This window comes from Marinactinospora rubrisoli (assembly GCF_042664915.1).
In the GTDB taxonomy this organism is placed as follows: Bacteria; Actinomycetota; Actinomycetes; order Streptosporangiales; family Streptosporangiaceae; genus Marinitenerispora; species Marinitenerispora rubrisoli.
Genome location: NZ_JBHTBH010000001.1, coordinates 320129 through 338361, shown reverse-complemented (window position 1 = coordinate 338361; position 18233 = coordinate 320129). Strand labels below are relative to the sequence as shown.

Genomic DNA, 18233 nt, shown 5'->3' with positions numbered 1-18233 from the left:
CCGCCAGATCCCCCTCGGTCAGCCTCCGGACGGCCGTCACTCCACCAGGTGTTCCCGCGCCTGCCAGGTGTTGCACGCCGCGGGGTCCCGGCGGTCCATGCCGTGCTCCGTCCACATTCGGCCATTGGCCGGAGATCCGTGGGTTCGCTGCTCGGCGTCGTAGTCGCTCCGGCGTTCGGCGTCTTCGAGGATATTCGCATGTTCGTCCCCGCCGATGGGGAAGCTGTCCGCGATCGCCCCGACGAACGCGCCGCCCAGGCAGTTGGCCTGGAGTTCACTGCGCCGCGTCCAGGCCGCCCGCTCCTCGGCGTCGCCGGCCGTGCCGCGCGCCGCGTGGTAGTAGTCGAGGATTCCGGCCTCGCCCTGCACGTGGTGCGCGTACTCGTGGCTGAGCAGGAACGTGTAGGTCTCCGGCTCGCCGGAGTCGGCCGAGCTGGCGACGATGTCGTCCACGCCGAGGTAGAGGCCCTTGTTGGCGCGGCAGTAGAACGCGGCGGTGCCCTCGACGGGGTACCTGCCGCAGGGGCTCTGCCCCGAGGCGTACCAGTAGATCCGGTTGGGCGCCTCGAACGCCATGCCGGTGTCGCCGAACTGCTCCCGCCAGCCCTGGTCGAGGCAGTCGGTGATCTTGTGCAGGAACGCCTCCATGGAAGCGTCGTCGTAGGCGTCCAGCCGCGGCGCCGGGCAGTCCACCCGCGCCATTTCGCCGCTCTGGTACAGCGGGTTGTCGCCCAGGACGTCCCCCTCCGTCCTCGGGGGCTCGGAGGGCACATCGTCCCCCTCGGCCGGCTCCCGCAGACCCGCCTGGGCCGGCCGCACCCCGTCCGCTCCGGCCCCGTCCGCCCGATGATCCCCGTCGTCGAGAACCGCGGAGATGCTCACGAATCCGGCAAAACCCACCGCCGCCAGTCCGGTGGCGAGGACGGAAAGCACCCCGACGCCCAGCCGCTGTCGCGGTTGGCGGGCGTACCCCGGCAATTCATAGAACGTTTGACCAGGCCCCCGCCCGGTCGCACGCGTGACGCCACCCCGTTCCGCCATGGGGTCGCCTCACCTCCCCCGTCATGACACATTCTGAACTTCCCCGTAAACGGGTCAACTTTTCGATTATGACGGGTATGCGGTTACAGCAGGCTTTCGAGCGCCGATCCGTAATCAGGCCGTACTCATCGAACAGATAAGCTCTCACGCCATGTGGGGGGTTCGTTTCGCGCGCTCGGCCGTGGTCGTCACGGCCGGTCTCAGCCTGCTCGCCGCGCTACCCGGTGCGGCCGCCGCGCACGTGGCGCACCAAGGGGTCGGCGGCGACGGGGCGGCGGAGCCGGAGACCCACGCCAGCGTGCCGTCCACCGGTGACGAGGACGCGAACAGCAACCACATCTCCCTCGTCCTGGACCCGAACGGGACGGTACGCGCCACGGAGGTCCTCACCTTCAGCGGGGGTGTGCCCGAGGAGTTCACCCGCACCTTCGTGACCCGCCAGCCCTACGACACCGACCACGACCGGCTGTACGAGGTCACCGGCGTGACGGCGCGGGACGGGGACGGCGATCCGGTGGAGGTGCGCACCGCCGCCGGCGCCGACACGCTCGACGTCACCATGGAGCCGGCCGGCGCGGAGACGGTGATCCTGAGTTACGAGGTGAGCGGGACGACCAGCCGGATCGGCAGGCAGCTGGAACTGGAATGGGTCGCGGTCGGCGGTTACAGCGCCCCGGTGGCCTCCACCACGGTCGAGGTCGACGCCCCACTGCCGCCCCTGGCGCTGTCGTGCGCCGCCGGTGAGCCGCGCAGCTCCATCTACTGCACCTCCTCGGACATGGGCGGCCACCAGGCGCTGGTCGCCCGGTTCCTGCAGGCCGACCTTGAGGTGGGCCAGACGCTGAGCATCGTGGTCGGCTACCCGCCGGACACCGCGCCGGGGGACCCGCTCCTGGAGCGCACCTGGTCGCTGTCCTCGGCGTTCTCGATCACACCGGCGACCTCCGGCGTCTTCGGGCTGCTGCTCGTGGTCCTCATCGGCGGGCTGATCGTCCTGATCCGGGTACGGGGCCGCGACGAGCGCGCCCTGCGCACCGAGGCGGCGCTGGGCGACCACGCCCCGATCGCCGGGACCGAGGACGGCGTGCTCCGCTTCCACCCGCCGAACGGCGTGCATCCCGGGCAGATCGGCACCCTCATCGACGAACAGGCCGACGTCGTGGACATCACCGCCACCGTGGTGGACCTGGCGGTCAAGGGGCATCTCGTCATCGAGGAGCTGCCGCACGAGTCCTTCACCTCGGTCGACTGGCGGCTGGTCCGCCAGCCGCCGCCCCGCGACGACGAGCCGCGGCGGTACGAGCGGCTGCTGCTGGAGGCGCTCTTCCACAACCGGGACGAGGTGCGGCTGTCCGAACTCGGCGACACCTTCGCGACCCGGCTGGACGACGTGCGCGAGGAGCTGTACCGCGACATGGTCCGCATGCGATGGTTCGCCCGGCGGCCCAACGTCGAACGCAATCAGTGGACCGTCATGGGCATCGTGCTGACCGCGCTGGGCGTGCTGCTCACCGTGCTGCTCGCGATGTACACGCACGCGGCGTTCACCGGGCTCGCGGTGGTCATCGCCGGAGCGGCGGTGACCGTGGGCGCGCAGTACATGCCCGCCAAGACCCGCCTGGGCAGCGCGGTGTTCGCGCACACCCTCGGCTTCCGCGCCTACCTGCACCGGGCGGATGCCGACGACGTGCCGGAGAGCCAGCGGGTGCCGCTGTTCTCGCGCTACCTGCCCTACGCGATCATCTTCGACACGGTGGAGCGCTGGGCGCAGATCCTCGCCACGGCGGGATCGGCCGAACTCGACGGGGACGATCTGCCCTGGTACCACGGACCGGACGAGTGGCGGCTGGACGACTTCGCCGACTCGATCCGGACGTTCACCCTGACGCTGTCGGGCGTCATCTCCAACACTCGGCAGTTCCGTACCCTGGGATGACGCCGGAGCGGCGAGCCGGTGAGCGTCCGGAGCCGTCGGCACCCCACTCGGCGGAGCCCGTCCGGTGCCGGCGGCGGAGGGAAGCGAACCGGCGAGCGCGACCAGAAACACCCAGCGGCGAGCCGGTGAGCGTCCGGAGCCGTCGGCACCCCCGTGGCGGAGCCCGTCCGGTGCCGGCGGCGGAGGGAAGCGAACCGGCGAGCGCGACCAGAAACACCCAGCGGCGAGCCGGTGAGCGTCCGGAGCCGTCGGCACCCCCGTGGCGAAGCCCGTCCGGAGCCGGCGGCGGAGGGAAGCGAACCGGCGAGCGCGACCAGAAACACCCAGCGGCGAGCCGGTGAGCGTCCGGAGCCGTCGGCACCCCCATGGCGAAGCCCGTCCGGAGCCGGCGGCGGAGGGAAGCGAACCGGCGAGCGCGACCAGAGGTACCGAACCGCAACATTGGACGAGAGGTCGGACGCGAGAATGCGAGCGGTCGTACAGCGAGTGAGTCACGCCTCGGTCACCGTGGACGGCGAGGTGGTGGGCGCCATCGACGGGCCGGGCCTGCTGGCGCTGGTCGGGGTGACGCACGAGGACACCGAGGAGACGGCCCGCCGACTGGCCGGCAAGCTCTGGACGGTGCGAATGCTCGAAGACGAGCGCTCCTGCTCCGACATCGGGGCCCCGCTGCTGGTGGTGAGCCAGTTCACGCTGTACGGCGACGCCCGCAAGGGGCGCCGGCCGACCTGGCAGGCCGCCGCCCCCGGCCCGGTGGCCGAGCCCCTGGTGGACGCCGTGGTCAAGGCGCTGCGTGACCTGGGCGCGCACGTCGAGACGGGGGTCTTCGGGGCGCAGATGTCGGTGGCGCTGACCAACGAGGGGCCGTTCACCGTCCTGCTGGAGGTCTGACGGCGCACGGAAGACGGACGGACGGCCGCGGCCCGGGTGTCCGGCCTCAGTACACGAGCGCCTGGGCGCCCTCCCGGGTGATCTCCTCGACGAAGGACGGCGCCCCGGCGATGCGGATGCCGTCGATCAGGTCGGCCTCGGTGAGCTCGCGGCGGGCCGCGCACTGGGTGCAGACCGTGATCCGCCCGGCGGCGAGCACCGCGGCCAGCAGATCGGGTAGCGGCGCCGCGTGCGGCAGCGCGAAGTCCGCGGCGCGGCCGGGAACCGCGAACCAGGTCGCCTCACCCGTGAGCCACAGCGAGACGGGCACGCCGCTCGCGACGGCCGCCGCCGCGACCGTGAACGCCTGGTTGCAGCGCTCCGGGTCATCGTGCCCCGCCGTCGCCTTGATCACCAACGCGCGATTCATGGGGCCAGCGTAGCCGGGGACGCCGGGCCGCGAAGCGCCGCCGTCAGGCGCCCGCGAGCGTGAGCAGCAGGCCGACGCAGGCGGTCGCGACCGCGCCGCCGCTGAGCAGCAGCGCGTCGGTCGCGCGGGGCGGCTCCTGCGCCGCGTCCGGGGCCATGTGCCGGATCCGCAGCCGGCCGCCGGGCGGCGCGGTGAGCACCGGATGGCCGTCCCGCAGCTCCACGTGGCCCTCGACGAGCACCGGGTCGCCGGGCCGGATCACCCACTCGCGGTACTCGAACTCGATGGTCTCGCCGCGGAAGATACCGGAGATACGCCCCTTCACCCGCGCGAGCAGGTCGTCGGCGGGGGCGGGCACCCCGCGCTGCGGCCGGCCGACCACCCGCTGCAGGCACATGTCGGCATCCTCGATCTGGGCGTCCCGCGGGTCGACGAGCACCGGGAGCCCGTCCCGCGCGGCCGGGACGGCGGCCGGCACGACGCCGAACGGCTCGGCGGAGCCGTGGTCGGCGATCGAGTCGCAGCCGCGCACCCGCTCGCGCTCCCCGGTGTCCTCGCGGTTGCGCCACTGCCAGTAGTGCCGCAGCACCTCGTGGCCGTGCCAGACGCAGTCCGCGCCGGCCAGCCGCGACTCGATGGCGCCCTCGGGGCCCGGGGCGGCGACCCCGGTGACGGTGAGCGGCTGGCCGGCGCAGGTGGCCACCGCCCGCGGCCGGATCTCCGCGATCGCCCGCTGCCGCAGCCACCGCCGCATCGCGACGACGGCCAACGGTGTCAGGATCGCCGCGCCGAGAAGGAGGGCTATCCCGAACACCAGCATGAAGGCCGCCTCTTTTCCGTCGTCGTACGCCATCGGCTATCCATGATCGTCCGTTGGCGCGGAGTTTGGATCCTCTTTACCAGGTTCCGCGGTGAGATCCGTCATGCGTCGCTCCCCGGCCGCCGCCGTCCGCTTGGGTGCGCACAGTGATACCCGGCGCGGTCGACGGATCCGCGAACACCGGATGTCCGCGGGCGGCACCCCGGCGAACTCTGGCGGCGGCCACCGGAACGGGCAGCTCAGCGACCTGCCGGCGGCCGGGCCACCGGACGCCGGGCACCGCGGGACGGACCGGACGTCCGCGCTCAGGCCCTATTCTCAAGGACTATGCGGCAAGAGGTGCATCCCGATCTGGAGAGACTGTCGTTCCTGCTCGGACGCTGGGAGGGGGTCGGCGTCGCCGGGTACCCGGGTCTGCCCGAGTTCCAGTTCGGCCAGGAGGTGGAGTTCGAGCACGACGGCGGACCGTACCTGACCTACCGCAGCCGGGTCTGGCGGGTCCGGGAGGACGGTTCGGTCGGTGACTTCGTCACCTCCGAGTCCGGGTACTGGCGGGTGCGGCCGCGCGCCGAGGAGGGCGCGGCGGAGGCGGCGGCCCCAGAGGGCGCCGGCACCGTGCACGTGGAGGTGCTGATCTCGCACCCGGAGGGGTTCACCGAGGTGTACCTCGGCAACATCTTCGCCAGCAGGGTGGAGCTGTCCACCGACGCGGTGCTGCGGACGGAGACCGGCAGGGGTGTCGCGGCCGGGCACCGGCTGTACGGGCTGTTCGGGGAGAACCGGGAGACGCTCGGCTACGCGTGGGATCTCGCCGCCGACGGCCACGACCTGCAGCCCTACATGTCGGCGCAGCTCAAGCGGGTCCGCTGAGCCCGGCGCGGCGGCGGGAACCCGGGCGGTCCCGGGCATGGACGGACCCCCGAGCGTGACTTCCGCCGTGCGGGGCACGACGGGGCCGGCTGGACCAGGCCGGCCGCTCGGGGGTCTGGGTGTCCACAGTGGATTCGCCGGGGCGAACCTGTCGGTATCGCCCTAGCGGGCGGACACCTCGCTAGTCCTCATGCTGTGCACTGTCGGACCACCTCCTTTCTCGCGTGCCTCCGACGTTACGTCCGCCCGCGCGGGCACGGCAAATGTTTTTTTCCGGCGGGTTCGTCCGGCCGCTCGGCTCTCCACCAGCCCCATACACTCGGGACATGGTGCGAACCTGGCGGGAGGAGCTGCGGTCCCGCGGCTACCGCGTGACCCCCCAGCGGCAGCTCGTGCTGGAGGCCGTGGGCGAACTGGAGCACGCCACGCCCGACGCCATTTGCGCCCGCGTGCGGCGGACCGCCTCCGAGGTGAACCTGTCCACGGTGTACCGCACCCTCGACCTGCTGGAACGCATCGGCCTGGTCACCCACACCCACCTGGGACAGGGCTCCCCGGCCTACCACCTGGCCGAGGAGGCCGACCACCTGCACGTCGTGTGCCGCGGGTGCGGAGAGGTCTCCGACGTGCCACTGGACGTCGCGGCGGGGCTGGTCGCCGCGCTGCGGTCCGACCTGGGGTTCGAGGCGGACGTCCGGCACCTCACGGTGTTCGGCGCGTGCCGTTCCTGCGGGACCCCGGCGGTGACGGCGGGTGGCGGGCAGGCGCTCCGTGGCGAGTGAACGACAGGCGCGGCCTCCGCGGCGGAAGAGCCGGGGTCAGCGCGTAGGCTCGGTGGTATGACTTCGCCGCTGCTACAGCGTCCCGGCGCCGTCGCCGCCGAGCCGCCGGACGCCGACATCGCCGCCCACTACGGGGAGCCCGCCCAGGAGCAACGGGCGCTGGACCTGGCGGCCGCGTGGGTCGACCGGAGCGACCGCGGCGTGGTGCGGGTGTCCGGCCCCGACCGGCTGGGCTGGCTGCACAGCCTCACCAGCCAGTACCTGGAGGGGCTCGCGCCCGGGTCGGCCACCGAGGCGCTGCTCATGGACACCAACGGGCACGTCCAGCACCACCTGTCGCTCGTCGAGGACGGCGAGGCGGTATGGGCGCACGTCGAGCCGGGCGGCGCGTCCGAGCTGGCCCGTTACCTGGAGTCGATGCGCTTCCTGCTCCGGGTGGAGGTCGCCGACCTCACCGCGGAGCGCGCCGTGCTCACCGTGGCCGGCCCCGATCGGGAGGCCGCGCTGTCCGCGGTGAGCGACGACCTCACCGGCGTACCGGTACGCCGCACCGACGATGAGATCGACCTGTTCCTCCCGGCCGACGCGCTGGTGCGCGTCGCCGACCGGCTGACCGACGCCGGGGTCCGGCCGGCCGGCCTGTGGGCCTACGAGGCGCGGCGGATCGCCGCGCACCGGCCCCGCCTCGGCCTCGACACCGACCACCGTGCGATCCCGCACGAGATGGGATGGATCGGGCCGGCCGTGCACCTGGAGAAGGGCTGCTACCCGGGCCAGGAGACGGTCGCCCGCGTCCACAACCTGGGCCGTCCGCCCCGCCGCCTGGTGCTGCTGCACCTCGACGGCACCGTGGAGCGGCTGCCCGCGCGCGGCGCGGCGGTGGAGCTGGCCGGCCGCCAGGTGGGCTTCGTCGGCTCGTCGGCGCGCCACCATGAACTCGGCCCGATCGCGCTGGGCCTGGTGAAGCGGACCATCCCCATCGACGCCGATCTCCTCGCCGACGGGATCGCCGCCGCGCAGGAGGTCATCGTCAGCCCCGACACCGGGGCCAACGTGCAGATCGACCTCCGCCGCCGGCCGCGCTGACCCCGTCGGTGCGGGCGGCGCGTGGCCGCCTGCGGCCATCGCGCAACCGCGCCCCGCGACCGCGCGTCCTTCCCGGACATACGACGTCGGCACGTCAGGCCGGCGCACCGTGGGAAGGTGCCGCGATGGTGGGTGTACTCGTGGCGGTGATCGTCTCCGGGCTCTTGACGGCGATCGCCGCCCTTCTGGGGTACGTGGGCTGGCAGGCACGCACTCGCAGGCACGCGCTGCTGAGCCTCCCCGCGCTGACCTCCGCGCAGCTCGCCACCGCCGTCCATCGGTCGGGCGTCGTGGCCGCCGCACATATCGGCCGGGCCGAAGGATTCGGCGCCCCCTTGACCGCACCGTTCTCCGGACGCCCGTGCGTGTGGTACCGCGTGCAGGTGCTGCGGAACGTCCGCACCTCGGCGGGAGACGGTTCCCCCGCCGCGCGACGCACCGAGATGGCCGCGCAGCGGCGCTCCCCGCGTCCCATCGTGCTGCGCGACGCCTCCGGGCCGGTGGTGTTCCACCTGGACGGCATGGACGTGGACGCCCCGGAACTCAGCTACCGGGCCGGCACTGGACCAGGAGCCCCCGTCCGCGCCGACATGGCGGCGTGGCTGCCCCCGGGGACGCTGCCGACCGCTGGCGGCTACACCTTTCAGGAGTGGCTGGTCCCTCCGGGACAGCCGCTGCCGGCTCTAGGCCAAGCCACCTTCGAGGGGCCTGCGCTGGCGATGCGGAAGCCGGCGCGGGGAGCCTTCCTGCTGTCCACCCGGTCGCGGCAGGAGCTGACGCGGCGGGAGTGGTCCACCCAGGTCTGGCGCCTGGCCCTGGCGCCCGCCCTCGCCGGGGTGGCTCTGCTGCTGGTCGTGCTGGCGGCGCTGCTGGCATGACCAGAGCCGGGAACCTCCTCGGGGCGCGCCGCATCCCAGTACTCGGTGGGCGCTCCGCCAGCGGCCGCCGGCCCCGTCCCTGCCCTCGCAAGTGCGGAGACCGGGCGGACGGGCGTCCCAAGCGTTCCCCCGGCCTGTGAGGAGGCCCCATGGAGTTCGTGACCGAGCATCCCATCGTCACGGCGCTGGTCCTGACGGTGATCGCCGTGGCACTGGCCTTCCCGGGCTGGCAGGCCCGCACCCGCCGGCTGGCGCTGCTGGACACCCCCACGCTGACCGCGGCCCAGCTCGCGGATTCGACGGCGCGCACCGGCGGACTGCTCGCCGAGGTGACCGGAACCGCCGAACCCGGACCGGCGGGGCGGCTGACCGCGCCGTTCTCAGATGAGGCGTGCGTCTGGTACCGCACCGAGGTGGTGCGGCACTATCGGCAGCGGGTCCGTGACAGCAAGGGCAATCACCGCACGCGCAACCGTTCCGAAACGGTGGAGAGCAACACCTCGTTCGAGCCGCTGCTGCTGCGCGATGACACCGGCCGGGTCACGTTCCACCCGGACGGCGCGGACGTGGACCGTCCGGTGCGCAGCCACGAGCGGTACGAGCCGGCGCGGCGCGGCGCTCCCAACGGTGCCAAGGCGCAGGCGCTGCATCTGGCCCGCGAGATTCTCACCGACGGCAGTGGGACCACGGGCTACACCTACCGGGAGTGGGTGGTGCGTCCGGGCCAGCGGCTGTTCGCGTTCGGCCGGGTGACCGCCGAGGGCGAGACCCTGGCGATGCGCCGCCCGGAGCAGGGCCCGTTCCTGCTCTCCACCCGGTCCGAACGCGAGATCACCCGGGGCGACTGGACCAGTCAGCGGCTGTTCTTCGGCGGCGCGCTCGCCGTGGTGCTGCTCGCCATGGGAGTGCTGGTGTACGGCCTGTTCCGCTGAGTCCGGGGAGGGCGCGCCGGACACTGCGCCGACGCGACGGCGGGGCCACCGGTCCGTCGACCGGTGGCCCCGCCGTCGTGATCGGGTCTCGCCCGCCTGGTTTCCGGGCCGGCGCGCGGTCAGAGCACCGCCGCGAGGCGCTCCTCGTGCAGCCGCTCGCCCCACGACGGCGGCAGCGGCGGGATGGCGCCCACCCGCCAGCGCAGCAGCAGGTCGGCCAGTTCGGGGTTGCGCGGCAGCGCCGGGCCGTGCAGGTAGGTGCCGAGGATCTGCCCCTGGTAGGCGCCCTCCGTCTGGCCGTCGTTGCCGATCCCCTTCACGGTGCGGGACAGCGGCACGGCGCTGGGGCCGATCGCGGTACGGCCCTGGTGGTTCTCGAAGCCGGTGATGCGCCCGACGCCGAGGTTCGGGTCGACGTCGGCGACGATCTCCCCCACGGCGCGGGTCTCGCCGCGCCCGCTGCGGATGTCGAGGATGCCGACGCCCGGCAGCGGGTTGTCGGCGTCGTCGCCGTAGCTCTCGCCGATGATCTGGTAGCCGGCGCAGACGGCGAACACGGCGGCGCCGCGCTCGGCGGCGCGGCGGAGGCCGCCGTCGGCGCGCAGCCGTTCGGCCGCGAGGATCTGCGGGCGGTCCTCGCCGCCGCCGAGCAGGTAGATGTCGCCCTCGGCCGGCACCGGGTCGCTGGAGTGCACGTGGACGATCTCGGTGCCGATGCCGCGCAGTTCGGCGCGGCGGCGCAGGATGAGCACGTTGCCGCGGTCGCCGTAGGTGCTGAGGAGGTCGGGGTAGATCCAGACGATCCGCAGCCTGCTGCTCGTGTCGCTCATGGTGGTCGTCCCCTCCTACTGGACGCGGCCGTAGGCCGTGCGGATCTGCTGAAAGGCGGTGTAGTTGGCGATGACGTCGACCTTGGTGAGGTCGGGCTGCTCGGACCTGAGCCCGGCGACGACCTGCTCCACGCTGTCGGCGATCTGGAAGGGGACCTCGTCGGTCTCCAGCCGCAGCGCGAGGTCGGTGCGGCGCTCTCCCATGACGAACACCCGGCGGTCCCGGAGCACGGTGTAGTCGACGTCCCACAGCCAGGAAGTGTCCTTGCCATCCGGGATCTGGGCGTTGACCGAGAGGATGACCGGCACCCGCGGCGGGTCGAGCACCGCGAACGACTCCAGCCACCCGGCGGGGTTCTTGGCCAGCAGCAGCCGGACCTCCACGCCGTTGGTCACCACGGACGTGTAGCGCCCGGCGACCGAGTGGATCTCGCGGAGCCGCGGGACCGACTGCTTGGGGTGGATGCCGTAGGCCGCGGCGGTGGCGAGCGCGATGGCGGCGTTGGCCCGGTTGGCGTCACCGGGCAGGTTGAGCTGCAGCGGCAGGCGCTGGCCGTTGGGGTCGACGACGGCGTCGGTGGCGTTGTCCACGGCCCAGGTCCCCTCCGGGCGGCGCAGGCCGCACTCCGGGCACTCCCAGTGCGGGTCGGGGTCGCGCTTGAGGTGACCGCCGCACTCGGGACAGCACCAGGAGTCCTCCTTCCAGCGCTGCCCGGCCGACACCCAGGTGGCGTACCGCGCGCCGAGGCCCGCCCACGCGACCAGCGGGTCGTCGGCGTTGGCGATGACGTGCGTCTCGCTCTTCTGCAGCGCCTCGCGCCACTTCTTCGCGAGCAGGTTGATCTCGGAGGCGCGGTCCATCTGGTCGCGGCTCAGGTTCATCAGCACCACGACGGCGGCGTTGGTCTCGCGCAGCACCTGCGGCAGGTACTTCTCGTCCACCTCCAGCACGCCGTTGCGCGCGTCGGGGCTGTTGGACAGCGCGGTGATGTGGCCGGTGGGCATGTTGGCGCCGTGCTCGTTGGTGGCGATCTCGCCGAGTTCGCGCAGCGCCGCGGCGATGAGCCGGGTGGTGGTGGTCTTGCCGTTCGTCGCGCTGACCAGGGTCAGGCGGCGGCCGCGCGCGAGTTTGGCGAGCAGTTCCGGCTCGACCTTGAGCGCGACGCGGCCGCCGATGACCGAGCCGTCGCCGCGTCCGGTGGCCCGGGACAACGAGGCCGCGCCCTTACCCAGTGCGGCGGCCAACTGGGCACGCAGGGGAAGTTCGCTCATGATCTCCACAATTCGCTGGGAAGTAGCAGGCCGGGCCTCTCCGGTGGGCACGCGTCCCACCGCGGCGCCTCCCGGTCTCGGGTGAGCGGTGCCGGCCCGCGGAGGTCGGGGGCGCGAGCGGCGCGTGCGGCCGCCGCCCGCCGTGGACGGCACCCACCGGACAGGCCCGGCGATTTCCCCATAGCCTATTGCCCCCGGCCTCCTCAACGGACCTGCGGCACCACCGGAAACCGCCGGGAAACGGAGCCGTCATGCACCGTCGCGGCGCCGCCAGTCCAGGCGTTCCGGCGGCGGGCCGACGTTCGCGGCGCCCGCTCCGGCCCGCGGCTCGGGCGGTCCGGCGGGCTCGGGCGCCCGTGCCGCGGCCGGATCCCCGGCCGGGTGCAGCGTCGCGGCGGGCAGCGCCAGCAAACCCGGGTTGGCGTCGGCCAGCACCGGGCCGTCCGCTCCGCCGAGGACCATGGCGGTGTCCGGCAGGCTCCGCAGGCCGTCGGCGTCGAGCCGTACGGCCCGCGAGGCGGCGGACGGCGCGGCGGCGAGGCCGGCCGCCCGCAGGGTCGCCCGGCCGTACCCGGTGGCCGCTCCCGCGTGCCGGGCGAGGTCGGACGCGCGGATCGACCGGGCCGCGTGCCGCGTGGGCAGCCCGGTCGTGGGAGCGGTCGCCGGATCGGGGACGTAGCTGTCGGCGATCTCGCCGTCCAGCGCTCCGGCGACGGCGTCGGTGAGCGGGTGCACCGCGACCCGGCCACCTCCCGCGAGACCGGCCGCGCGGCGCGCGGACTCCTCGTCGGGCTGACGCAGCAGCACCGGCAGGCAGCCGGGGCGGCCCATGCGCTCCCGCACGTCGGCGTCCACACCGCGGAACAGCAGGACGAGTCCGGTGCCGGTGTCCGCCGCGGCCGCGGCGAGGCGGTCGAGTTCGGCGGGCGGCAGCGCACCGGCGCCGCAGACGGCGATCGTGTGCGCCCAGGGCCGCGGCGCCGCGCCGCTTTCGGCGCGCATCTCCAGCAGTTCCCGAAGGGCGGCCGCCGCGTAGCTGCCGTAGGCGCGTCCGGCGCGGCCGCCGGACGACCGGTCCGTCGCGATGATCTTGATCTGGGCGTACGGCTCGTCCGCCGAGCGGGCGCCCAGCCCCTCGAACGCCGTGAGGTGCCGCTGCAGCCGCCAGGCCCGCTCCGCCACGTCGCCGCCGGTGCCGAACCGGGCGCGCACCCGCGCCGCCGACTCCGCGCCGAGCGCCCGCGCGGCCCGCTCCGTCGTCCCGGTCTCAGGGACCGCGACCGCCCGCAGGGCGGCGACCAGCCCGGCGGCGGGGACCGGCTCCGGGCCGAGCGCGTCCAGCAGGCCGTGCAGCAGCGCACCGTCGGCCGCGCGGTCGGCCCGGGGGTCCAGGGCGTGCACGACGGCGGCGAACACGGCGGCCCGGCGCCGGGCGTCGAGGTTGCCGCCGAGGTTCACGCGGGGCAGGTCGGCGGGCAGCACCCACAGCCGGGGCAGCACACCGCACCGCCGGGCCAGGGCGACGAGCTCGCCGCCGACCGCTCGGCCGGACAGGTCGAGCACCGTGAGGTCGGCGCCCCCGCGCAGCCGCGCCGCGCCGACCGTGGTCAGCAGCGCCGACCATCCGGCATCGGTGCCGCCGCCCACCACCACGGTGCCCACCCCGTCGGGCACCTCGACCCCGTACCACCGGGGCTGATCCTCGTACGCGCGCCTGCGCTCCTGCCAATCGGCGTACCGCCGGGCGTGCTCCTCCTGCCGCTGACGCAGCCGCTCGGCGCGCTCGGCCCGCTCGTTCTCCAGGCGGCGCCGCTCCTCGGCCACGCGTTCCCGGACCGCCTGCCCGCTCTGCACGAGCGCGACCAGGGCCGGCAGCGCGACCACCGCGCACGCCAGGCATCCGGCGAGCGTGAGCACTCCGGGCAGCAGGGCCGCCGCGCCGCAGGTGAGCAGCAGTGCGGCGATCGCGGCCAGCACCGCCAGCGTCACGAGGAGCGGGCGGTTGAGGTCGGCTTCCATCCGCCGCTGCGCCGCGGTCCAGTCCGGGCTCAGCCGCTGCTGTTCGGGCGGCGTGGGCCGCCGCGGCGCCGGCCCGGGATCGGCGACCGGGGTCGCGTGCCGCCACCCGAGGTGACCGAGATGCGCCTCGTCAGCGTCTTTCGGGGCACCCGAGGACGTGTCGGCCACCGCACCTCCCGCCCGGTCATCGGGCGATGGACCGGACCGGCGTTCGCCCTGAGATCTCGGCTGGCTGGAATCCCGAAGCGCTGGGGAGCCGGGAATGACGGAACTTCAGAAGTACGAGCATGCTGTCAGGACGTAGCCGCCTTGTCACGGCTTTGCCGGAAATGGTGGGGTAGCGCTGGTCGCGGCGGTGGGGGCCGGGGGCGACACGGCATGATGACGGTCATGAGCATGCGCGAGACAGCGCCCTGGTACCGGCCGCTGACCGTGGACGACCTGGAGCGGATGCCGGACGACGGGAACCGCTACGAGCTGGTCGACGGGCGGCTTGACGTGTCGCCGGCCCCTGTCTACGTCCACACCCTCGTCGAGGGACGGCTCGCGATCCACCTCGGTCCCGCTCTGGTGCGCGCCGGTTTCATGATCCTGCAGGGCTTGGGCATGAACCTCAAGGGCGACCGCGACCATCACCGCATCCCCGACCTCGCCGTGATCCGCGCGGACGCGGGTGAACACCCCTACCTCACGCGTCCGCCGCTGCTGGCCGTCGAGGTCCTTTCCCCGGAATGCCGCGATCGGGACCGCTTCGCCAAGCGCGCCGAATACGCGGAATTCGGGGTGCCGTCCTACTGGATCATCGACCCGTCACTGGAGAAACCGAGCATCCTGGAACTGCGGCTGGACGGCGGCACCTACCGTGCAGCCGCCCGGGTGTTCGGCGACGACGTGTTCCGCACCGACGCGCCGTGTCGTCTCTCCATTGTGCCGCGGTGGCTCGTCTCGGACGGCGCCTGGCTCGACCACATCGGCGGCGAATAGCCTCGTACGAGTAGCAGAACGCCGACGGCCCACGGGAGCCGATCCCCCGCAGCCGCCGGCGTCGCTGTACGCACGCGCCGCTGGCTAGGCGCTCACCCGCAGATCGACCACCTTGCCGGTCTCCGCGGTCACCGGGAACTCCCCGGTGTACCCCTTCGAGGCGAGCACCCGCACCGTCCACCGGCCGTCGGCCGCGAAGAACCGGAAGGTGCCCTCCGATCCGGTGGCGACCTCGCCGACGAAGTCGCCCGAGGCGTTCAGCAGCCGGGCGTAGGCGCCGCTGAGCGGCGCGCCGTCCCGGGTCACCACGCCCTGGATGACCGCCTGGTCACCGGCCTGCACGTCCGCCAGCGCCACGCCGCCGACCGGCGCGCCGCAACCGTCGTTGCTCACTTGGCCTCCCCCAGCTCGACGGGCACGCCCACCAGCGAGCCGTACTCGGTCCACGAACCGTCGTAGTTCTTGACGTTGGGCAGGCCGAGCAGCTCGTGCAGCGCGAACCAGGTGTGCGACGAGCGCTCCCCGATCCGGCAGTAGGCGATGATGTCCTTCTCCAGGTCGACCCCGGCCTCGGTGTACAGCTCGCGCAGCTCCTCCTCGCTCTTGAAGGTGCCGTCCTCGTTGGCGGTCTTGGCCCACGGGATGTTGCGCGCGGTCGGGATGTGGCCGGGCCGCTGCGAGGTCTCCTGCGGCAGGTGCGCCGGGGCGAGCAGCTTGCCGACGAACTCGTCGGGCGAGCGCACGTCCACGAGGTCCTTCGTGCCGATGGCCGCCACGACCTCGTCCCGGAAGGCACGGATCGCGGTGTCCTGGTCCTTCGCGGTGTACTGGGTCGCCGCGCGCTCGGGCACGGCCTCCACCAGCTCGCGGGAGTCCAGCTCCCACTTCTTGCGGCCACCGTCCAGGAGCTTCACGTCCTGGTGGCCGTACAGCTTGAAGTACCAGTAGGCGTAGGCCGCGAACCAGTTGTTGTTGCCGCCGTACAGGACGACGGTGTGGTCGTTGGCGATGCCGCGCTCGGAGAGCAGCTTCTCGAAGCCCTCCTTGTCGATGAAGTCGCGCCGGACCGGGTCCTGGAGGTCCTTCTTCCAGTCGATCTTGACGGCGTTGCGGATGTGGCCCTTGTCGTAGGCCGAGGTGTCCTCGTCCACCTCGACCAGGACCACGTTCGCGTCGTCCAGGTGAGCCTCCACCCAGTCGGCGTCCACGAGGACGTCGGAGCGGCTCATGGGGAACCTCCTTGATTCGATGTGCCTGTGCGGTTGTGCGGTGCTGTGATGGCCCGGTGGCGCCGCGGCCTGCCGCGACGCCGGGAGTCGGCGGTCAGGCGGCCCGGCTGGACGGGAGCACCCGGCGGATGCCGAGGTACATCTCGCATCCGAGGCAGAACCCGAAGGCCGCGTTGAGGAAGGCGGCGAGCAGCGCGGCGGCGGTGGCGGCGATGCCCAGCCAAGCGCCCACGAAGAGGTAACCGATCAGCCCCACGAGGCCGAACACCAGCCCGACGGCCTGCGCGAACCGCGGCGGAGCGGCGTCCTCCAGCTCACGGGGCGGCGCCAGTCGCGGACGCACGAACCGCGCGTACAGCAGGCCATAGGGCGAGTAGCGCACGCCGGCGACCGCCCCGACCGCGAACACCGCCGTCTGCACGGCGAGCAGCCACGCACTCGCGCTCACGAGGACGGCGACGAGTACGACGGTGGTGATGGCAGCGGCGAAGCGCTGCCCTCTGGGGTCGACCTTCATGGTGTGCTTCCCGGCTGCGTGGGCGGAACGTGGGGGACGGCGACGGGAACGCTGGCGGTCACCCCGCTCCGGTACCGGCCGGAGCCGCGGGTCCGCGCTAGCCGCGGGAGCGACAGCGCGCGGTGGTCACGCGGCAGAAATCGACCGCGCGGCGCTTCGTGAGGAGCGCGTCTGTCAGGAAGGTCACGCTGATGATGTTACGGGCTGGCGTACGCGATGTCACGGGTGCGCTGCTTCACAAGATCGATCATCTCGATCGGATGAGTGGGGAACGCCCTTGGCCGCTACCCGATGGCCCGGCCCAGTGCCGCGATGACGTCGGCCCGGCGGGGCTGCCCACTGGCGCGGGTGCTGACCACACCGTGAGAGTCCAGGACGAGAACGGTGGGCGTGCGCAGAATGTTCAGCCGGCGGACGAGGTCGAGATTCGACTCGGTGTCGATCTCGACATGCGCCACGCCCTCCACCATCGCGCCGACCTCGGCGAGGACGCGCCGGGTGGCCCGGCAGGGCTGGCAGAACGCGGACGAGAACTGCACCAGGGTGGCGCGCTCCCCCAGTTCCGCGCCGACCTCCTCGGCCGTCAGCCGTGGAGCCTCCGGCCCGGTGCCCTCCACCGGGCCGCTCACCGCGCCGGGTCCCCGCGCCGCGCGGAACCGGCCGGAGCTGCGGCGCAGCGCGAGGGCGAGAACGGTGCCGAGCAACAGCACGACGGCCGCCGCGGCGCCACCGGCCATCTGTTCCGGAGCCACGGCGACACCATCCCCTCATCCCGGTCCGTCGTCACGGACGCCGCCCTTCCCGTTCACCCGCCACGGGAGGCCCACCGCCCGTTCCGCCACGGGAGACCACCCTCCCCGTTCACCGCCACGGGAGATCGCCCTCCCCGTTCACCGCCACGGGAGGCTTACGGCGCCACGCCCGCGAGCGGGACGTCGGTGCCCTCGCCGGTGAGCTGCACGCCGTTCGGCAGCGCCTCGACCTCCGTGACGCGGACGTCGAAGGGCAGCTGCGGCAGCTGGAGAGCCACGGAGAGCCGGTCCGTCACCACCGCGCTGATGTCGATCTGGGACTCGCCGACCTGCACGTTGGTGGGAGTCACGGTCACGGTGTCGCCGTCGACGGCGACCTCCAGATCGCTCTGCACCGGCACGCTGAAGCCGCTGACGGCGAGGTCGCCGGCGATGCGCGGCGCGCCGTTGTCGGTCTCGATGACGATGCCCTCCGGAAGCCGTTTCTGCAGCTCGCTGTACGGGAGCATCACCGTGGCCTCCACGGAGCCCGCGGTGATCGAGGGGGTGGTGAGCAGCTCACCGATGGGCGCCCGGACGTCGCGCAACGTCGCGTCCACCCGCTCCAGCTGGACCTCGTTCACCGTGAGGGCGCCGGTGACGATGTGGACCTCGCTGTAGCTGCCGGCCGCGACCTGGTTGAGGAACGGGAAGCCGCCGATCGTGACCTCGGGCTCCGTGGTCATCTCGTACTGCTGCGCCGCCTGGTTGGCGATCTCCCGCTCCAGCGCGTAGTGCAGGCCGCGATCCGCGGCGACCACGAGGACCAGCAGCAAGATCAGGAAAACCAGAAATTTTCGCATGGGGGGTTCCAGCACACTCCCGTTGACACTGCCGGCTCTCTCGGCAGGGGTACCTTGCGGGCCGCGGCGGCACCGCCACTGGGCCGACCTGGCGACGAGGCCCGAAACACCTAGGAAGCGTACTTCAAACCCGCGCTTTACCC

General features: G+C 73.1%; 19 protein-coding genes. 8 read left to right on the top strand and 11 right to left on the bottom strand.

All coding sequences use genetic code 11. From position 1 onward, the window contains the following. Nucleotides 1-36 precede the first annotated feature (36 nt). Nucleotides 37-882: a neutral zinc metallopeptidase gene (locus ACFQRF_RS01580; protein WP_379868183.1), complete on the bottom strand. Its 846-nt coding sequence runs from the start codon at nt 880-882 to the stop codon at nt 37-39. 310 nt (nt 883-1192) lie between these two features. On the opposite strand from ACFQRF_RS01580, the gene ACFQRF_RS01575 reads away from it, so the two are divergent. Both ACFQRF_RS01575 and dtd read left to right on the top strand, forming a co-directional pair. Next, nucleotides 1193-2977: a DUF2207 domain-containing protein gene (locus ACFQRF_RS01575; protein ID WP_379868182.1), complete on the top strand. Its 1785-nt coding sequence runs from the start codon at nt 1193-1195 to the stop codon at nt 2975-2977. Nucleotides 2978-3442: 465 nt separating this feature from the next. Then, nucleotides 3443-3868, top strand: coding sequence for a D-aminoacyl-tRNA deacylase (gene dtd, locus ACFQRF_RS01570; RefSeq protein WP_379868181.1), 426 nt, complete (start codon nt 3443-3445; stop codon nt 3866-3868). Nucleotides 3869-3914: 46 nt separating this feature from the next. Here dtd and ACFQRF_RS01565 read toward each other — a convergent pair whose 3' ends face one another. Next, nucleotides 3915-4277 carry a DsrE family protein gene (locus ACFQRF_RS01565; protein ID WP_379868180.1) on the bottom strand — a complete coding sequence of 121 codons (363 nt, stop codon included), beginning with the start codon at nt 4275-4277 and terminating at the stop codon, nt 3915-3917. 43 nt (nt 4278-4320) lie between these two features. Beyond that, nucleotides 4321-5130 carry a GIDE domain-containing protein gene (locus tag ACFQRF_RS01560; RefSeq protein WP_379868179.1) on the bottom strand — a complete coding sequence of 270 codons (810 nt, stop codon included), beginning with the start codon at nt 5128-5130 and terminating at the stop codon, nt 4321-4323. A 294-nt stretch (nt 5131-5424) separates the two neighbouring features. On the opposite strand from ACFQRF_RS01560, the gene ACFQRF_RS01555 reads away from it, so the two are divergent. The 5 genes from ACFQRF_RS01555 (at nt 5425) to ACFQRF_RS01535 (ending at nt 9645) form a co-directional block, all read left to right on the top strand. After that, nucleotides 5425-5967 (top strand): nitrobindin family protein, encoded by a 543-nt coding sequence (locus tag ACFQRF_RS01555; protein ID WP_379868178.1) that lies wholly within the window; start codon nt 5425-5427, stop codon nt 5965-5967. A 326-nt stretch (nt 5968-6293) separates the two neighbouring features. Then, complete coding sequence (locus tag ACFQRF_RS01550) at nt 6294-6749, top strand: Fur family transcriptional regulator (protein WP_379868177.1); 456 nt, start codon at nt 6294-6296, stop codon at nt 6747-6749. Between the two features lie 57 nt (nt 6750-6806). Further along, the gene (gene ygfZ, locus ACFQRF_RS01545; protein ID WP_379868176.1) at nt 6807-7835 is read left to right on the top strand and encodes a CAF17-like 4Fe-4S cluster assembly/insertion protein YgfZ; all 1029 of its coding nucleotides are present in this window, start codon (nt 6807-6809) and stop codon (nt 7833-7835) included. Between the two features lie 125 nt (nt 7836-7960). Then, complete coding sequence (locus tag ACFQRF_RS01540) at nt 7961-8713, top strand: GIDE domain-containing protein (protein ID WP_379868175.1); 753 nt, start codon at nt 7961-7963, stop codon at nt 8711-8713. A gap of 149 nt (nt 8714-8862) precedes the next feature. Beyond that, nucleotides 8863-9645 carry a GIDE domain-containing protein gene (locus ACFQRF_RS01535; protein ID WP_379868174.1) on the top strand — a complete coding sequence of 261 codons (783 nt, stop codon included), beginning with the start codon at nt 8863-8865 and terminating at the stop codon, nt 9643-9645. A gap of 119 nt (nt 9646-9764) precedes the next feature. Here ACFQRF_RS01535 and ACFQRF_RS01530 read toward each other — a convergent pair whose 3' ends face one another. From ACFQRF_RS01530 to ACFQRF_RS01520, 3 genes are all read right to left on the bottom strand, one after another. Further along, nucleotides 9765-10475 (bottom strand): type 1 glutamine amidotransferase, encoded by a 711-nt coding sequence (locus ACFQRF_RS01530; protein ID WP_379868173.1) that lies wholly within the window; start codon nt 10473-10475, stop codon nt 9765-9767. Between the two features lie 15 nt (nt 10476-10490). Beyond that, the gene (locus ACFQRF_RS01525; protein WP_379868172.1) at nt 10491-11747 is read right to left on the bottom strand and encodes a MurT ligase domain-containing protein; all 1257 of its coding nucleotides are present in this window, start codon (nt 11745-11747) and stop codon (nt 10491-10493) included. A 249-nt stretch (nt 11748-11996) separates the two neighbouring features. Beyond that, nucleotides 11997-13934 (bottom strand): hypothetical protein, encoded by a 1938-nt coding sequence (locus ACFQRF_RS01520; protein WP_379868171.1) that lies wholly within the window; start codon nt 13932-13934, stop codon nt 11997-11999. A gap of 222 nt (nt 13935-14156) precedes the next feature. Here ACFQRF_RS01520 and ACFQRF_RS01515 point away from each other — a divergent pair, with 222 nt between their 5' ends. After that, nucleotides 14157-14750, top strand: coding sequence for a Uma2 family endonuclease (locus ACFQRF_RS01515; protein ID WP_379868170.1), 594 nt, complete (start codon nt 14157-14159; stop codon nt 14748-14750). Nucleotides 14751-14834: 84 nt separating this feature from the next. Here ACFQRF_RS01515 and ACFQRF_RS01510 read toward each other — a convergent pair whose 3' ends face one another. The 5 genes from ACFQRF_RS01510 to ACFQRF_RS01490 all read right to left on the bottom strand — a co-directional run bounded on the left by ACFQRF_RS01510 (nt 14835) and on the right by ACFQRF_RS01490 (nt 18090). Next, nucleotides 14835-15143 (bottom strand): DUF1416 domain-containing protein, encoded by a 309-nt coding sequence (locus ACFQRF_RS01510; RefSeq protein ID WP_379868169.1) that lies wholly within the window; start codon nt 15141-15143, stop codon nt 14835-14837. After that, nucleotides 15140-15979 (bottom strand): sulfurtransferase, encoded by an 840-nt coding sequence (locus ACFQRF_RS01505; RefSeq protein ID WP_379868168.1) that lies wholly within the window; start codon nt 15977-15979, stop codon nt 15140-15142. Before ACFQRF_RS01505 ends, ACFQRF_RS01510 begins: the two co-directional genes overlap by 4 nt. Before the next feature lie 94 nt (nt 15980-16073). Further along, nucleotides 16074-16496 carry a DUF4395 domain-containing protein gene (locus ACFQRF_RS01500; RefSeq protein WP_379868167.1) on the bottom strand — a complete coding sequence of 141 codons (423 nt, stop codon included), beginning with the start codon at nt 16494-16496 and terminating at the stop codon, nt 16074-16076. 284 nt (nt 16497-16780) lie between these two features. Continuing rightward, on the bottom strand, nt 16781-17248 hold the full coding sequence (locus ACFQRF_RS01495; protein ID WP_379868166.1) for a TlpA family protein disulfide reductase: 468 nt from the start codon (nt 17246-17248) through the stop codon (nt 16781-16783). A 155-nt stretch (nt 17249-17403) separates the two neighbouring features. Next, on the bottom strand, nt 17404-18090 hold the full coding sequence (locus ACFQRF_RS01490) for an LmeA family phospholipid-binding protein (protein ID WP_379868165.1): 687 nt from the start codon (nt 18088-18090) through the stop codon (nt 17404-17406). Between the last annotated feature and the right edge of the window lie 143 nt (nt 18091-18233).

Bases quoted from the DNA above. Each gene is read 5' to 3' on its own strand.
- ACFQRF_RS01555 (WP_379868178.1), top strand. From the start codon at position 5,425: ATGCGGCAAGAGGTGCATCCCGATCTGGAGAGACTGTCGTTCCTGCTC.
- ACFQRF_RS01530 (WP_379868173.1), bottom strand. From the start codon at position 10,475: ATGAGCGACACGAGCAGCAGGCTGCGGATCGTCTGGATCTACCCCGAC.
- ACFQRF_RS01565 (WP_379868180.1), bottom strand. From the start codon at position 4,277: ATGAATCGCGCGTTGGTGATCAAGGCGACGGCGGGGCACGATGACCCG.
- ACFQRF_RS01540 (WP_379868175.1), top strand. From the start codon at position 7,961: ATGGTGGGTGTACTCGTGGCGGTGATCGTCTCCGGGCTCTTGACGGCG.
- ACFQRF_RS01575 (WP_379868182.1), top strand. From the start codon at position 1,193: ATGTGGGGGGTTCGTTTCGCGCGCTCGGCCGTGGTCGTCACGGCCGGT.
- ACFQRF_RS01560 (WP_379868179.1), bottom strand. From the start codon at position 5,130: ATGGCGTACGACGACGGAAAAGAGGCGGCCTTCATGCTGGTGTTCGGG.
- ACFQRF_RS01500 (WP_379868167.1), bottom strand. From the start codon at position 16,496: ATGAAGGTCGACCCCAGAGGGCAGCGCTTCGCCGCTGCCATCACCACC.
- ACFQRF_RS01490 (WP_379868165.1), bottom strand. From the start codon at position 18,090: ATGCGAAAATTTCTGGTTTTCCTGATCTTGCTGCTGGTCCTCGTGGTC.
- dtd (WP_379868181.1), top strand. From the start codon at position 3,443: ATGCGAGCGGTCGTACAGCGAGTGAGTCACGCCTCGGTCACCGTGGAC.
- ACFQRF_RS01535 (WP_379868174.1), top strand. From the start codon at position 8,863: ATGGAGTTCGTGACCGAGCATCCCATCGTCACGGCGCTGGTCCTGACG.
- ACFQRF_RS01525 (WP_379868172.1), bottom strand. From the start codon at position 11,747: ATGAGCGAACTTCCCCTGCGTGCCCAGTTGGCCGCCGCACTGGGTAAG.
- ACFQRF_RS01550 (WP_379868177.1), top strand. From the start codon at position 6,294: ATGGTGCGAACCTGGCGGGAGGAGCTGCGGTCCCGCGGCTACCGCGTG.
- ACFQRF_RS01515 (WP_379868170.1), top strand. From the start codon at position 14,157: ATGAGCATGCGCGAGACAGCGCCCTGGTACCGGCCGCTGACCGTGGAC.
- ACFQRF_RS01505 (WP_379868168.1), bottom strand. From the start codon at position 15,979: ATGAGCCGCTCCGACGTCCTCGTGGACGCCGACTGGGTGGAGGCTCAC.
- ygfZ (WP_379868176.1), top strand. From the start codon at position 6,807: ATGACTTCGCCGCTGCTACAGCGTCCCGGCGCCGTCGCCGCCGAGCCG.